The sequence below is a fragment of the Natronoarchaeum rubrum genome, from assembly GCF_024494695.1.
On sequence record NZ_JANHDP010000002.1, the window covers coordinates 367,756 to 380,441 of the forward strand.

General features: G+C 67.3%; 15 protein-coding genes. 4 read left to right on the forward strand and 11 right to left on the reverse strand.

Going from position 1 to position 12,686, the window contains the following annotated elements:
* Positions 1 to 34 precede the first annotated feature (34 nt).
* Positions 35 to 736, forward strand: coding sequence for a CehA/McbA family metallohydrolase (locus tag NO931_RS06020; RefSeq protein WP_256391730.1), 702 nt, complete (start codon positions 35 to 37; stop codon positions 734 to 736).
* A 32-nt stretch (positions 737 to 768) separates the two neighbouring features.
* Here NO931_RS06020 and NO931_RS06025 read toward each other — a convergent pair whose 3' ends face one another.
* On the reverse strand, positions 769 to 1,179 hold the full coding sequence (locus NO931_RS06025) for an Lrp/AsnC family transcriptional regulator (RefSeq protein WP_256391731.1): 411 nt from the start codon (positions 1,177 to 1,179) through the stop codon (positions 769 to 771).
* Positions 1,180 to 1,285: 106 nt separating this feature from the next.
* Between NO931_RS06025 and carA the strand changes: the two genes are divergently transcribed.
* The gene (carA, locus tag NO931_RS06030; RefSeq protein ID WP_256391732.1) at positions 1,286 to 2,368 is read left to right on the forward strand and encodes a glutamine-hydrolyzing carbamoyl-phosphate synthase small subunit; all 1,083 of its coding nucleotides are present in this window, start codon (positions 1,286 to 1,288) and stop codon (positions 2,366 to 2,368) included.
* Between the two features lie 97 nt (positions 2,369 to 2,465).
* Here carA and NO931_RS06035 read toward each other — a convergent pair whose 3' ends face one another.
* Complete coding sequence (locus NO931_RS06035) at positions 2,466 to 2,762, reverse strand: hypothetical protein (protein ID WP_256391733.1); 297 nt, start codon at positions 2,760 to 2,762, stop codon at positions 2,466 to 2,468.
* A 261-nt stretch (positions 2,763 to 3,023) separates the two neighbouring features.
* Between NO931_RS06035 and NO931_RS06040 the strand changes: the two genes are divergently transcribed.
* Positions 3,024 to 3,257 carry a hypothetical protein gene (locus tag NO931_RS06040; RefSeq protein WP_256391734.1) on the forward strand — a complete coding sequence of 78 codons (234 nt, stop codon included), beginning with the start codon at positions 3,024 to 3,026 and terminating at the stop codon, positions 3,255 to 3,257.
* Positions 3,258 to 3,390: 133 nt separating this feature from the next.
* Entirely contained in the window at positions 3,391 to 3,708 is a 318-nt protein-coding gene (locus tag NO931_RS06045; RefSeq protein WP_256391735.1) for a hypothetical protein, read from the forward strand.
* Positions 3,709 to 3,731: 23 nt separating this feature from the next.
* Here the strand turns inward: NO931_RS06045 and NO931_RS06050 are convergent, their stop codons facing one another.
* From NO931_RS06050 to NO931_RS06090, 9 genes are all read right to left on the reverse strand, one after another.
* On the reverse strand, positions 3,732 to 4,724 hold the full coding sequence (locus NO931_RS06050; protein WP_256391736.1) for an NAD(P)/FAD-dependent oxidoreductase: 993 nt from the start codon (positions 4,722 to 4,724) through the stop codon (positions 3,732 to 3,734).
* Positions 4,721 to 5,830 (reverse strand): ABC transporter substrate-binding protein, encoded by a 1,110-nt coding sequence (locus tag NO931_RS06055; RefSeq protein ID WP_256391737.1) that lies wholly within the window; start codon positions 5,828 to 5,830, stop codon positions 4,721 to 4,723. The genes NO931_RS06050 and NO931_RS06055 overlap by 4 nt, the downstream gene beginning before the upstream one ends.
* Positions 5,831 to 5,948: 118 nt before the next feature.
* Positions 5,949 to 7,061, reverse strand: coding sequence for an ABC transporter substrate-binding protein (locus tag NO931_RS06060; RefSeq protein ID WP_256391738.1), 1,113 nt, complete (start codon positions 7,059 to 7,061; stop codon positions 5,949 to 5,951).
* Positions 7,062 to 7,143: 82 nt separating this feature from the next.
* On the reverse strand, positions 7,144 to 8,013 hold the full coding sequence (locus tag NO931_RS06065; RefSeq protein ID WP_256391739.1) for an ABC transporter ATP-binding protein: 870 nt from the start codon (positions 8,011 to 8,013) through the stop codon (positions 7,144 to 7,146).
* Positions 8,013 to 9,137: a FecCD family ABC transporter permease gene (locus tag NO931_RS06070; protein ID WP_256391740.1), complete on the reverse strand. Its 1,125-nt coding sequence runs from the start codon at positions 9,135 to 9,137 to the stop codon at positions 8,013 to 8,015. The genes NO931_RS06065 and NO931_RS06070 overlap by 1 nt, the downstream gene beginning before the upstream one ends.
* A gap of 62 nt (positions 9,138 to 9,199) precedes the next feature.
* Positions 9,200 to 9,607, reverse strand: coding sequence for a DUF3006 family protein (locus NO931_RS20690; RefSeq protein ID WP_256391741.1), 408 nt, complete (start codon positions 9,605 to 9,607; stop codon positions 9,200 to 9,202).
* A 28-nt stretch (positions 9,608 to 9,635) separates the two neighbouring features.
* Positions 9,636 to 10,769: an ABC transporter substrate-binding protein gene (locus NO931_RS06080; protein WP_256391742.1), complete on the reverse strand. Its 1,134-nt coding sequence runs from the start codon at positions 10,767 to 10,769 to the stop codon at positions 9,636 to 9,638.
* Between the two features lie 323 nt (positions 10,770 to 11,092).
* Complete coding sequence (locus NO931_RS06085) at positions 11,093 to 12,016, reverse strand: DUF4382 domain-containing protein (protein WP_256391743.1); 924 nt, start codon at positions 12,014 to 12,016, stop codon at positions 11,093 to 11,095.
* A gap of 200 nt (positions 12,017 to 12,216) precedes the next feature.
* A complete protein-coding gene (locus NO931_RS06090) occupies positions 12,217 to 12,633 on the reverse strand; it encodes an FxLYD domain-containing protein (protein WP_256391744.1) in 417 nt (138 codons plus the stop codon).
* Positions 12,634 to 12,686: the final 53 nt, after the last annotated feature.

The window sequence follows — 12,686 nt, forward strand, 5'->3', positions numbered from 1 at the left end:
CAACTCACAACCCTCTCGACGTCGTATCTGACGTATGTTCGCGGTCGATCTCCACTCGCACACGCGCTTCTTCCACGGACGGCGACGCCTCGGCGACCTGTTCGACCCGGTCGGCGTCGAACTGCTCGCGCGGATGGCTGCCAGGCGAGGACTCGACGGACTGGCGACCACGAATCACGACTACTACACGCACTTCGAGGATCGAAACTCCGTGTCGGTGCTACCGGGCATCGAGGTGACGACCAGCGACGGCCACGTGCTGGTCGTCGGCTCGGACCCGCCCGCCGAGACCGAACCGGGCGAGCTCACGCCGACCGAGACCGTCGAACTGGCCCACGAACGGGACTGCGCTGCGATCCTGGCGCATCCGTTCCGCGACAGCAGCCTGCGCGAAGCCGACGCCGGGTTCGACGCCGTCGAGATCAACGGCAAGCACCCCCGGACCAGCGACTGGGTGCGCGATCTCGCCGACGATCTGGACCTGCCGCTCGTGGGCGGGAGCGACGCGCACTACCCGATCGAGGTCGGGCGGGCCCACACCGCGATCGACGCCGAGGAGCTCACGGTCGAGAGCGTCGTCGCGGCGATCCGGGACGGCCGAGTCGAGGCTCGCGTCGACGAGTGGCTCCCCCAGCGGGCGATCCGCAAGGGGTACCGGTTCGTCCACGGCCGGAAAGGCCACTTCGAGCGCCCGGAGGTGACGACGCCGGGGTTCGGCGTCCCGCCCGAGGAGTGAGAACCGCCGAAAGTCGATGTTACGCACCGCGGTCAACGCTGCTCGTCCAGAATCAGCCGCGTCTTCGTGCTCACGACGTCTTCGAGCTCGCGGGACTTGGTGATCAGCTCGTTGAGCGCCTGCGTGTCGGCGGCGTCGACGATCAGCACGACGTCCTCCTCGCCGCTGACCTGCCAGACGAAGTCGACGAGCTGCCACTCGGCCATCCGCGCGGACACCGCGGTCGTGTCGACGTCGACCGCGACGCTGACCTCGACCATCGCCTTGACGTTGCCCGTCCGGGTCGAGACGGTGAAACGGTCGATGACGCCGTCCTCGGTCATCCGCTCGACGCGATTTCTGACGGTGCCCTCGGAGGTCCCGACCTGCTCTGCGATCTCGGTGTACGGCGTCCGGGCGTCCCGCCGCAACACGTCCAGAATCTGTTGGTCGAGCTCGTCCATTGGATGGCCGAGCCTACGTCGGGGGTCCACTTACCCGTTACGAAATTCGTAACTTCGCTTCGAAAGCAAGCTTTATGCACGGGAACGCCATACGCATATCGTAACGATGGATGCCTACGTAGCGCTCGAGGGCGGTCACGTGGTCGAAGCCCGTGGTCGCGTTCCGGGAAGTACACGCGGCGAACTCGTTTTCACGACGGCGTACACGGGCTACGAGGAGAGCCTGACCGACCCCTCCTACGAGGAACAGGTCCTGACCTTCTCGTACCCGCTGATCGGCAACTACGGCGTCCGGGAGGACCGCTTCGAGTCCGACCGGGTCCACCCCAACGCCGTCGTCGCCCGCGAGCTCACCGACGAGGTCGTCGAGTGGCTCGACGAGGAAGACACGCCCGCGGTCGACCACCTCGACACCCGCGACCTCGTGACCGACATCCGCGAGGGCGGCGCCATGAAGTGCGGTATCGTCGTCGGCGAGGACGTCACCGAGCAGGACGCGCTCGACGAGCTTGACGGCTGCAAGGGGATGAGCGACCACACCGAGATCGGCGCGCAGGTCAGCGTCGACGAGCCCGAACACCACGCGGGCGCCGACGACGGCGTCGACGCCTCGGTCACGCTGATCGACTGCGGCGCGAAGGGCTCGATCGTCGACTCGCTGAACGAGCGCGGCGCCGACGTCGACGTGCTGCCCCACGACGCGAGCGTCGAGGACGTCGAGAGCTACGACACCGACGTTCTGTTCATCTCGAACGGCCCCGGCGACCCCGCGAACTTCGAGGCCACGATCGATCTGGTCGACCACTTCGCCGGCGAGGTCCCCCTCGCGGGCATCTGTCTCGGCCAGCAGATCGTCGCCGAGGCGCTGGGCGGCACCACCGAGAAGATGGACTTCGGCCACCGCGGCGTCAACCAGCCCGTCATGGACGTCCGCACCAATCAGGTCGTCATGACGACGCAGAACCACGGCTACACCGTCGACGAGCCCGGCGAGACGCTGGAGGTCACCCAGTTCAACGTCAACGACGACACACCCGAGGGGCTCGACAACGACGAACTCGACATCATCACGCGCCAGTACCACCCCGAGGCCAACCCGGGCCCGAACGACTCGCTCGACTTCTTCGACGACGTGCTCGCGATGACCGACCCCGCCTCGTCGCAGACCGCCGTCACGGCCGACGACTGAGTGTCGGCGACCGTTCGATCTGCCCCTGTTGAGAGGATGTGGCGGACGTATTTTACGTCTCTTTCACTCGACGTCCGTTAGCTGTTGCGCCGTACTATCAAAGAAATGTAGATGCCAGCAGGACGAGCGCGATGAGAAAGACGATACCGTAGAGGATGAGGACGAGACCTGAGGTTCCGGAATCCGTATCTCCGCCGCTCCTGTCCGGCCCAGTTCCGCCATCGACCGTGTAACCCATCGACTCGAGGGCTGCGGCCCCTGGATCCTCGTGATTGCCGTCGACACGACCATTTTCTCTCCCGCCGTTTCCGCTCACGTCGCCCATGCCAGTTCGGCCCATGTCAGTTCCGCCCGTGACAGTCCCGCTAATGTCGCCTCCGCTATCGCCGTCCATATTTCACCTACTCCACTTCCACTAATAAAACTTCGTTTGAATTGACATGACGTCTTCCGGATCAATCGTGGAATCACCGTACTGATCGAGGGAAGATCGTATTCACTCGACCGCTGAGGCTCTCAGCCGAGCCCTCGATCTCGTTTTCGCGCTTCTTTCGCCTCTTTCACCGGTGGCATCCTACTGAGCGCGAGCGAACGCAGACTCGACGAGCGTTCACCGGCGTCATCCAAAAGTAGCCCGAGCGGCTAGTCCATCCGTATGACCGACTCCTGCCCCAACTGCGGCGCGCCATACAGCGCGACGACCACCGTCGAGATGGGCGACCGGTACGAGGGGGCGTTCGGCGCCACCCCGCGAACGCTGCTGACCGACTACGTTCGCGTCTGTTCGGACCCGGAGGCCGCCCAGCGCGCCGGTCGGGAGTCCCACGTCGACCTCGACGTGTTTCTTCACAGCGCGAGCGACCTCGGCGCGGGCAACGCGACCGCGTAGAGACTGCGACGTGCGTTCGCAGCGGCGTCGACGAGCACGGCCGAGTCGGCGCAGTGGATACCGGCACGACGACCCGCGCCTAGCTCGACGCCGAACCATCACGAATATAATGAGTGGACCGATACGTGAACGTATGTCGCAACGCGTATCGGCCCCGAACGGACGCTGCACCCTCGGCCGACCCCTCCCGATCTCGCTGGACACGGCTAACCCGATGAGCTGGCGGCTCGGCGAGCGGAACACCGATGACACGGCGACGCTCGGCGAGTGGGAACACGCCAGCGGGCGCGTCGTCACGATCTTCGAGGCGACGCCCGACACGGCGATCCTGCGCTGCAAGACGCCGGCCGGCCGGGAGCGGTACTACGGCATGGCGAGGATCGACCTCGAACGAGAGATCGAAGCGTTCGAGCGCGCAGACGGCTGGCGGGGCTCGGCGGGCGGCCTGTAAGTGTGGTCGACCGTCCCGACGCTTCACCGCGCGTCCGGACTTTCCTCGGTGTACTCCTCGATCGTCGCGTCGTCGACGGCGTCGAGCACGTGCTCGGGCCCAAGCACCTCGACTAGTCGCTCGACGCCGCCGTCCGCTCGCGACTGGGCTTCGGCGTCCGTGAGGCGCGTCTCGAACGCGCGGTCGATGTAGCGCTCTCGCAGTTCTTCCAGTCGCTCGTCGTTCAGGCCGTGATCGTCCTCGATCTCGTTCTCGAACCACTCGCGCCAGCGGTCCCGGTCGGCCCACTCGCCGGAGAACTCGCCGTCCTGTCGCAGCCAGTCGTACTCCGTCGCGACGCCCTCGGGATACCCCTGCGCGATGCGGTGGTCCTCGAGCAGACAGCGCGCGACGTGGGCGCCGTTGCCCGCCGCGACGATCGCCTGGGCGCTCCGGTTGCCCGCGGGCGAGGCCACGTACAGCCCCTCGAACGGCGTCCGACCGTCCGCGTCGGGGTACTCCGGATCGAACCGCTCCTCCAGTTCGCCGTGGTGTTCGTGCTCCTCGAACATCGCGTCGTCGTCCAGCGGGCGGAGGTAGGAGCCGTCGTACCACGCCGCGGCGATGACGTACGCCGCGGCGACGCGGCGCCCCTCGTCGGTCTCGACGACGAACCGGGCGTCGTCCGGCGCCGAGGTATCACCCTCCGCCCGCTCGACGGCTTCGACCAGCTCGCGGCGAAGCCGACAGCCCGCCCGGTCGACGTGCTCGTGCATCAACTCGTGGAAGGTGTCCACGTCGATCCCCGCCGGGAAGCCGAGGTAGTTTTCGAGGTACGCGCACCGGCGCAGCGCCGCCGGCCCGCGATCGAAGACCACCGTATCGAGGCCGTACCGGGCCGCGAACACGGCCGCCGAGCAGCCCGCCGGCCCGCCGCCGATCACGACGACGTCGCGCGTCGCGTCGACCTCGGCGTCGTTCGCCTCGGCTTCGGCGTCGCTCGCCGCGTCGACGTCCTCGTCGTTCTCCGTACTCATAGCTCTCCCTTGACGATCTCGGCGACGCGCTCGCGGTCGAACAGCTGCTCGTCGCCGAACTCGTCGGGATAGAGGTCCTGGGCTGCCCGTTCGGTCTGGAACAGGTTGATGATCGGACCCTGGTAGGTCATGCCGCCGTAGATGACGCGGTCGTTCTGGACCGCCCGGAGTTCGCTCGCAACGTCGTGGTTGCGCATGTGCGAGACGAAGGTCTCTCGGAAGCTCTCCTCGGTGACCCGACCCTGCTGGCGGATGGCGATCACGTCGGGATCGACTTCCAGCAGCGTCTCGTAGTCGATCGTCCCGCGGCTCGCGTGGAAGTCGGCGACGTCGCTCTGGGCCAGCGCGCGCCCGACGTTCAGGTCGTTCCAGTGCTTGGACTGGGTGCCCTCGTTGATGACGTAGGGGTAGAACGCCTCCGGCGGGACCGACTTCGGGAACAGCACGGCGACGCTCGGCGTCTCCTCGGGGAGCCGGGACTGGAGCGTCGAGCGGAACTCATCGTGTAGCTCCGCGAACGCCTCGTAGCGCTCCTGTTCCTGGAACATCTCCGCGACCTTTTCGAAGGCTTCGTACAGCGTGTACCGCTGGTAGTCGTGCCAGGAGTAACTCCCCGAGAAGATCGTGTTGCCGAAGAACGGCCCGACGTCCGATTCGACGTCGCCGACGTCCTCCTGGGACCACTGGATCCGGTTGATCATGAAGTTCGGGTCGATCAGGTGAACGTCGGCGTCGAGTTCGTAGAACACCTCCTGATCGGTGCCGTCCTGCCAGAGCTGGGTGAGCTCGCTCTTGTCCACCGAGACTCCCGGAAGCTCGTCGTAGTGGTGCGAGCCGAACCGTTGCCGGATCCCGATCGCGGTGAGGCCGTCGGCCTGCCCGAGCGCGACGCCCATGTCCGCGTAATCGCCGGTGTAGGGGAACCACGTCTCGGGCACCGCGTCGAACTCGACGGTGCCGACGGGCTCCATCGTTACCGAGTACGCGCCGTCCGCGTCGTCGTCGCTCGAATCGCCGTACGTCGTACAGCCGGCCATCCCGCCGGCTGCGGCGGCAGCGGCGGTCGTCAGTACGTTGCGTCTCGTCGTGCCGGATCGTTCAACCATGGTTTTTAGGCTGGCCTAAAAATTCAAAAGCGTTCCGATGCGATCCGCCGTCGACCGGCGGTCCGAGCCCGTCGCTCGGCGCGATCGTGGCGGACACCGATCGACCGCGGACGCCGAGCTAGAAGTCTCCGGCGACGATCTCGGCGACGCGCTCGCGATCGTACAGCTCGTCCTCGACATCGTAGAGCTGCCCGGCGGCGCGCTCGGTCACGACCATGTTCGTGATCGGGCCCTGGTACAGCGGGCCGCCGCGGTAGACGTCGCCGTTCTGGACGGCGGTTAGCTTCTGGGCGGTGTCGTTGGCCTCCATGTTCGCGACCAGCGTGTTCTGGAACTCCTCTTCGGTCTGGGTTTCGTGGCCGCGGAACAGCAGGACGTCCGGGTCGATCTCCAGCAGCGTCTCGTAGTCGACCTGACCGCGAGTCTCGTGGAAGTCCCGCACGTTCGTCTCTGCGAAGGCGTCCCGAACCTCCAGGTCGCGCCACTGCTTGAAGCTCGTTCCCTCGCCGATCAGGTACGGCGAGAACGCGTCGGGGTCGTTCCCCGCGGCCCACATGATCGCGACGGCGGGCCGCTCGCCCTCCGGCGGGACCACGTCGGCGACGTTCGACTGGAACTGCTCGTGGTGCTCGGCGAACGCCTCGTAGCGTTCCTGTTCCTGGAACACCTCCGAGAGCTTCTCGAAGGCCTCGTACAGCGAGAGATACGGATACGATTCGTGCCAGCCGTAGCCCGTCGAGAAGATGCTGTTGCCGAAGAAGGGACCGCCGGTCGTCTCCTCGATCTCCTCGATGTCCTCCATGCTCCAGCTGTCGGACCACCGGCCCGTCAGGAAGTTCGGGTCGATGACGTGAAGATCGGCGCCGATCTCGTGGAACTTCTCGGCCGAGACGCCGTCGTCGGACAGTCGCACCATGTCGCTCTTGTCGACGCTGAGGCCGGGGATCTCGTCGTAGTACTGGGTGTGGTATCGGCTGGGGAGCCACGCCGATCTCGGCGGATCTTGACCCAGGGCGATCCCCATGTCAGCCCAGCTGCCGTTGTTGGCGGCCCAGACCTCGGGGACGCCGGTGAACTCGACCTCGCCGACCGGCGGCATCGTCACCGTGTGTGTGACCTCGGTATCATCGTCGGATTCCCCGGTGGACAGACAGCCGGCCGCCGCGGCGATTCCGGCAGCCGCGCCGACTTGCAGTACGTCGCGTCGCGTCGAGCTTCGTCCGTCGGTCATCAGTGTTTAGGCACGCCTAAATAGCTAAAAGAGTTCCGATCTTTTGGCGGACCTAAAAGCCTGTCGGCGAGCCGCCGGGCCGTTAGTGCTCGTTGGGCAGCGCGCGGTGGGGCAGCACCTGCAGCTCCGGCTCGTGCTCGACGGTCGCTTCGACGCCGAACACGTCCGCGAGCAGCTGTTCGGTCACGACCTCCTCCGGCGGCCCCCAGTCGTACAGTTCGCCGTCGTTCATCGCGACGAGGTAGTCCGCGAAGCGGGCGGCCTGCGCGATGTCGTGGAGCACGACCGCGACGGTCACGCCCTGTTGCTCGTTGAGCTGCCGCACCGTCTCCAGCACCCGGAACTGGTGATAGAGGTCGAGGAACGTCGTCGGCTCGTCGAGCAGGAGGACGTCGGTGTCCTGCGCCAGCACCATCGCGATCCAGGCGAGTTGCTTCTGGCCGCCGCTGAGCTGCCCGAGTTCGGCGTCCCGGAGATGCTCGACGCCCGCCATATCGAGCGCGCTCTCGACCGCCTCGTGGTCCTCCGCAGTGGTCTCATCGAAGAAGCCTCGGTGAGGATAGCGCCCGTGGTAGGCCAGATCCTCAACGGTGATGCTCTCCAGCGAGTCGTTCTCCTGGGAGAGCACGCCCATCTCCCGGGCCAGTTCCTTCTTGCTGAACGCGTCGATGTCCTTCCCGCGGATCAACACGTCGCCGGCGTCCGGCGCGAGGTGGTCCGAGAGCGCTTTCAGGAGCGTGCTCTTGCCGCTGCCGTTGGGACCGACCAGCGCCGTGACTTCGCCCTCCGGCACGTCGAGGCGCGCGCAGTCGACGACCGTGCCGTCGCTGGTCGGGTAGCTCAGTTCGAGCCCGTCGCCCACCAGCGCGCTGTCGACGACCGCGCCGTCGCCGTCGGTGATGTGATCCCGTTCGATCTCCTCGGACTTCGCGTCGGCGTCGGTTCGCGTCATCAGAGTTCACCCATGGATTGCTGTTTCCGCATCAGGTACAGGAAGTACGGCCCGCCGATCAGCCCGGTGACGACGCCGACCGGCATCTGCTTGGGCGAGTTCGCCACGACCTGGAAGAATAGCCGCGCGCCGACGTCGGCGACGACCATCAGCGCCGGCCCGGCGAACAGGCAGCCGATCATCAGCCGGCGGTAGTCGCTCCCGACGACGTTCCGGACGATGTGGGGAACGACGAGGCCGAAGAAGCCGACGATGCCGGCCACCGAGATGGCGGCGCTGGCCGCGAGGATGGCGACGCCGGACAGCAGGAATCGGACGCGCTCGACGCGCATCCCCAGCGACTGGGCGGTGCGCTCGCCCAGCAACAAGACGTTGAGCTGACGGGCGCCCGCCAGCGCCACGACGATCGCGAAGATCGCCGGCAGGATCGCGATCCGCACCTCCTCCCACCCCGTTCCGGTGAGCGAGCCGGTCGTCCAGGCGATCGCCGTCTGGACGACGCCCAGATCGTCGGCGAAGAAAAACAGCGCGTTCTGGAGCGACTGGAACACCATGTTGACGATCACGCCCGCCAGCACGAGCCGCACCGGGCTCGTTCCGCCCTTCCAGGCGATGGCGTACACGATCAGGAACGCGATGGCCCCGCCCGCCGCCGCGAGAAACGGCAGGAACGGCGCCAGCCCGCTGAACACCACGAGCGTCAGCAGCACCGTGAAACCGGCCCCCGAGCTCACGCCGAGCACGAACGGGCTCGCAAGTTCGTTGCGCGTCACGGCCTGGAAGATCGCTCCCGAGACCGCGAGCGTCGCGCCGGCGATGATGCCGACGAACACCCGGGGGAGCCGGAGGTTCCAGACGACGACGCTGGCGGTGCTCATCTCCGGCAGCTCGCCGCCGAGCAGGAACGCGTTCCAGGCGTGGAGATTGAACACGACGTTCGGGTCGAACACCGTCTTCCAGGCCTGAACGATCGTCATCGAGTACGAGCCGAACGATACCTGCACGAGGCCGCCGATCACCGTGAGCGCCGTACACGCCAGACAGAATATGACGAGCGTCGGCGTAAACCACCCCTGCCGTTCCCGGGTCGCGGCCTGCGTGGCCGACGCGTGCGATTCTCCCATATGGTTTAGGGTTGCCTAAACATCCGGATAGGCGTTACGATTCGATACCGCGGTACGACCGGTCAGCCCTCCTCGTCGCGGCCCGGCGGTCGCTCGGCCAACTCGTCGAACCGCGCTCGGCGACGCCGGCGCCGCGCCGCGGTCGCATCGGCGTCCGAACGCGCGGCGACGAGTTCGCCGTCCTCGATCTCGACGCGCAGCACCGTCCCCTCCTCGTCGGTCGGCAGGGCGGCCGCCGGGACGACCAGTTCGGCGCGCTGTTCGCCGTCGGCTTCGAGGAGCACCGTCGCTCGCTCGCTCTCGATTTCGTCGATGGTCGCCGCGTACCGCCCGTCCTCGATCACGGTTCGAAGTCCCGCGTCGCAGCCGCTTCGGTGTTGTGGCGTCGGCGGCGTCGTGGGCGTCGGCGGCGTCGTGGGCGTCGTGGGCGTCGGCGGCGTCGTGGGCGTCGGCGGCGTCGCGGGTGTCACGAACGGTCGGCTTCCGAGCTGCGGCCGCTCACTCCTCGCCCGCGACGATCTCGACCACGCGCTCGCGGTCGAACAGCGCCCGACCGCCGAACACGTCCGGGTAAATCGTGCGCGCGGCCCGCTCGGTCGCGAACAGGTTGCGTATCGGCCCCTGGTGTCTCGGCCCGCCGCTGAACACCCGGCCCTCCCGAACCGCGTCGATCGCCCCGCCGACATCGTGGTCGCGCATGGGCGCGACGACGGCCTCCTCGAACGCCGCGCGGTCGAGATCATCGTGGCCGCGGACGAGCAGCACGTCCGGATCGACGCGTCGGATCGTCGCGTAGCCGACGGTCCCGTCCGGCGCGGTCGGCAGCTCCTCGGCGTTGAGGTCCGCCAGCGCGTCGCCGACGCCGAGGTCGCGCCACTGCTTCGTGCTCGTCCCGCGGTCGGCGATCCGCAGCGGCGCGAACTCGTCGTTCCCTTCGGGCCGGACGAGCAGCGCGTCGGGCCGCTCGCTGGCCGGCGGGAGTTCGGCCTGTAGCTCGGCGAGCCACTCGTCGTGAAACGCCGCGAACGCTTCGTACCGACCCCCGCGGCGGAACACCTCGGCGACCTTCTCGAACGCCTCGTACAGCCCGTAGTACCGGTAGCTGTGCCAGGGCTGGTCCCGTCGCTCGATCGCGTTTCCGACGAACGGGGCGACCGTCTCGGCGACGTCGGCCACGTCGGCCGCGTTGAACTCGAACGCCGGGGCGTACACCAGCTGGTTCGGATCGACTAGGTGGACGTCGGCATCGAGCTCCCGGAGTGTCCCGCGGTCGGCCGGTCCATCCCCGCCCAGCGTCGCGGGCCGGCCGCCGACCCCGACGCCGTCTAGTCCGTCGTACCGGTCGGCGTCGTACTGCTCCCCGACGGCCGCGAGACCGTCGCCCAGCCCGAGGGCGACGCCCATGTCGGCGTACCCCGGCGAGTAGGCGACCCACCGCTCGGGCACCGCGTCGAACTCGACGGTGCCGACCGGCTCCATCGTCACCTCGTACGGGTCGGGGTCGGTCTCCGTGTCCTTGGGCGGTTTCGACCGATCGATCGATCCCGTCCCGCTGGCCAGCGCGCCGGCGACCGAGACGACCGCGCTCGCACGCAGGAGGTCCCGACGGCTCAGAGTCTCCTCGTTCGCCACGGCGTCACCACCTCCGCCGAGCGGCGACGGATGACCGACGCGCGGTGCCGGAGACGGCGTCCGCCTCGATCGGCGAGCGTCGATCGACGGTTGGATGGCCGATAGGGAGCATACCCTCGTGACTCGCCGACCAGTTTATAGTCCCTCTGGATCCGCTTCCGTACGATTACTGGATATTTAGCCATCGATACCTTCGTTTAGTTGCGACGACCACTCGCGTAGCCGCACCGAAAAATGTTGTCGACCGACCGGTGCGCGTTCGGTCCGGACCGTGGCTCGCGGCGTCGGGCGGCGGCACCGCTCGTGCGGCGTCGTCCCGAGGGCTACTGTTCGTCGGCGTCGTTACCGCCGTCGCCGCTCCCGGCCGACGTCTCGCCGTCGCCAGCACTCTCGTTGCCGCCGTCGGCCGTGCCGTTCTCGGCGGTGCTGTTCGCGTCGCTCTCGTTGCCGCCGGCGCCCTCGCTTTCCTCGTCCGGATCGATCTCCTCGACGTCGACATCCTCGCCGTCGACGCCGCTGCCCGAGATCACGGGGCGGAGGTTATAGCCGCCGTTGCCTTTCTTGACGACGTGGATGTCGAAGACGAAACTCACCGATTCGTCGGGCTCGATCTCGAACTCGTGGACGATCTGGAGCTTCCCGCTGGGGATCTTCACGTCGACACGCTCGCCGTCGACGATCCCCTCGATGTCGGCCGCGTGGAGTTCGACTTTCGAGTAGGTGCCGGCCTCCAGTTCGCCCTCGAACACCGACACCGCCTTGTCCCCGACGACCTGCGTCAGGTCGACCGTCTCGCCCTCCAGATCGAGCCAGAAGAACTCGCTATCGCCGTCGTTTTCCGCCGATTCGCCGTCCTCCTCGGCGTCGTCACCGTCGTCCGCGGACTCGCTGCTGTTCGTGTCGCCGTCCGCAGACGCATTCCCCGCATCCGCGCCGTCGCTCTCGTCGTTCGCGGCGGATTCATCTCCATCTTCGCCGGACTCGTCGCCGTCCCCCGACCCGGACCCTCTGAACACGCGCGCCCTGTCGAGGGTGACTTTCAGCGAGTCGAAGTCGCCGATATCGGCGGGGAGGTCGGTCACGAGCAGCCGGAACGATCCGGTGCCGCCGTCGCTTCCAGTATTGGTCGAACCCATGCACCCGGCGACCAGCGTGGCGCCCGCCGCGCCGCCGGCCGCAAGCAGCGCGCGGCGTGGGAGACTGTGCTCGTCGGACCGTCCGTCGGCGTCGGATCGGTGTCGCGTCATCGATCACGGCGAGTGGTCGATCGACCTAATAGCCGGCAGTTCGTCAACTCGATTCAACGACAGTTCAACGCCGTTCATTCGAGTTTTGTCCCGGTTTCAACGGGATTTGGACCGACGTATCGGCCGCCGTCGTTTCGCCGACGCACCGGCGGGCGGGCGGCCGGATTCGGGGCGGTGACGCCGCTCGCTCGCGCCAGCGTTCACCCCGTCCAGGGGTCGATGAGTTGCAGCTCGTACCGAGCGACGTCCGCGACCCGTCCCGGTGCCGACGCGTGGACTTCGACGTCTTGGTCGTGCGGGACGGATCTCGAACCCGAAAGCCCCGCCCTGGCGATCAGCACGTCGTCGCCGTCGTAGAACTTCGCGCTCGCATCGACCGTCGTTGCCTCGTCGGTGTTGTTCGTGACCGTAACGTCGGCTCTCACCGAGTTGGTCCCGCCGAGTCTGGCGTTCTCGATTTCGTGATCCAGTACCTCGATGTCGCCCTCGAGCTCGTTTTTGGTCACCTCTCCGTCCGCACCGCCGCCGAGAACGCCCGTACAACCGGCTACCCCGGCAGCGAGCGCCGTTCCGGCAGCGAGAATCGTCCGACGACGTGTGGAACTCTGCTCCGTCATGGGATGTTTCGCCGCGCCATCGCATAAAAATATGTTGCGGCAACGACGACGCT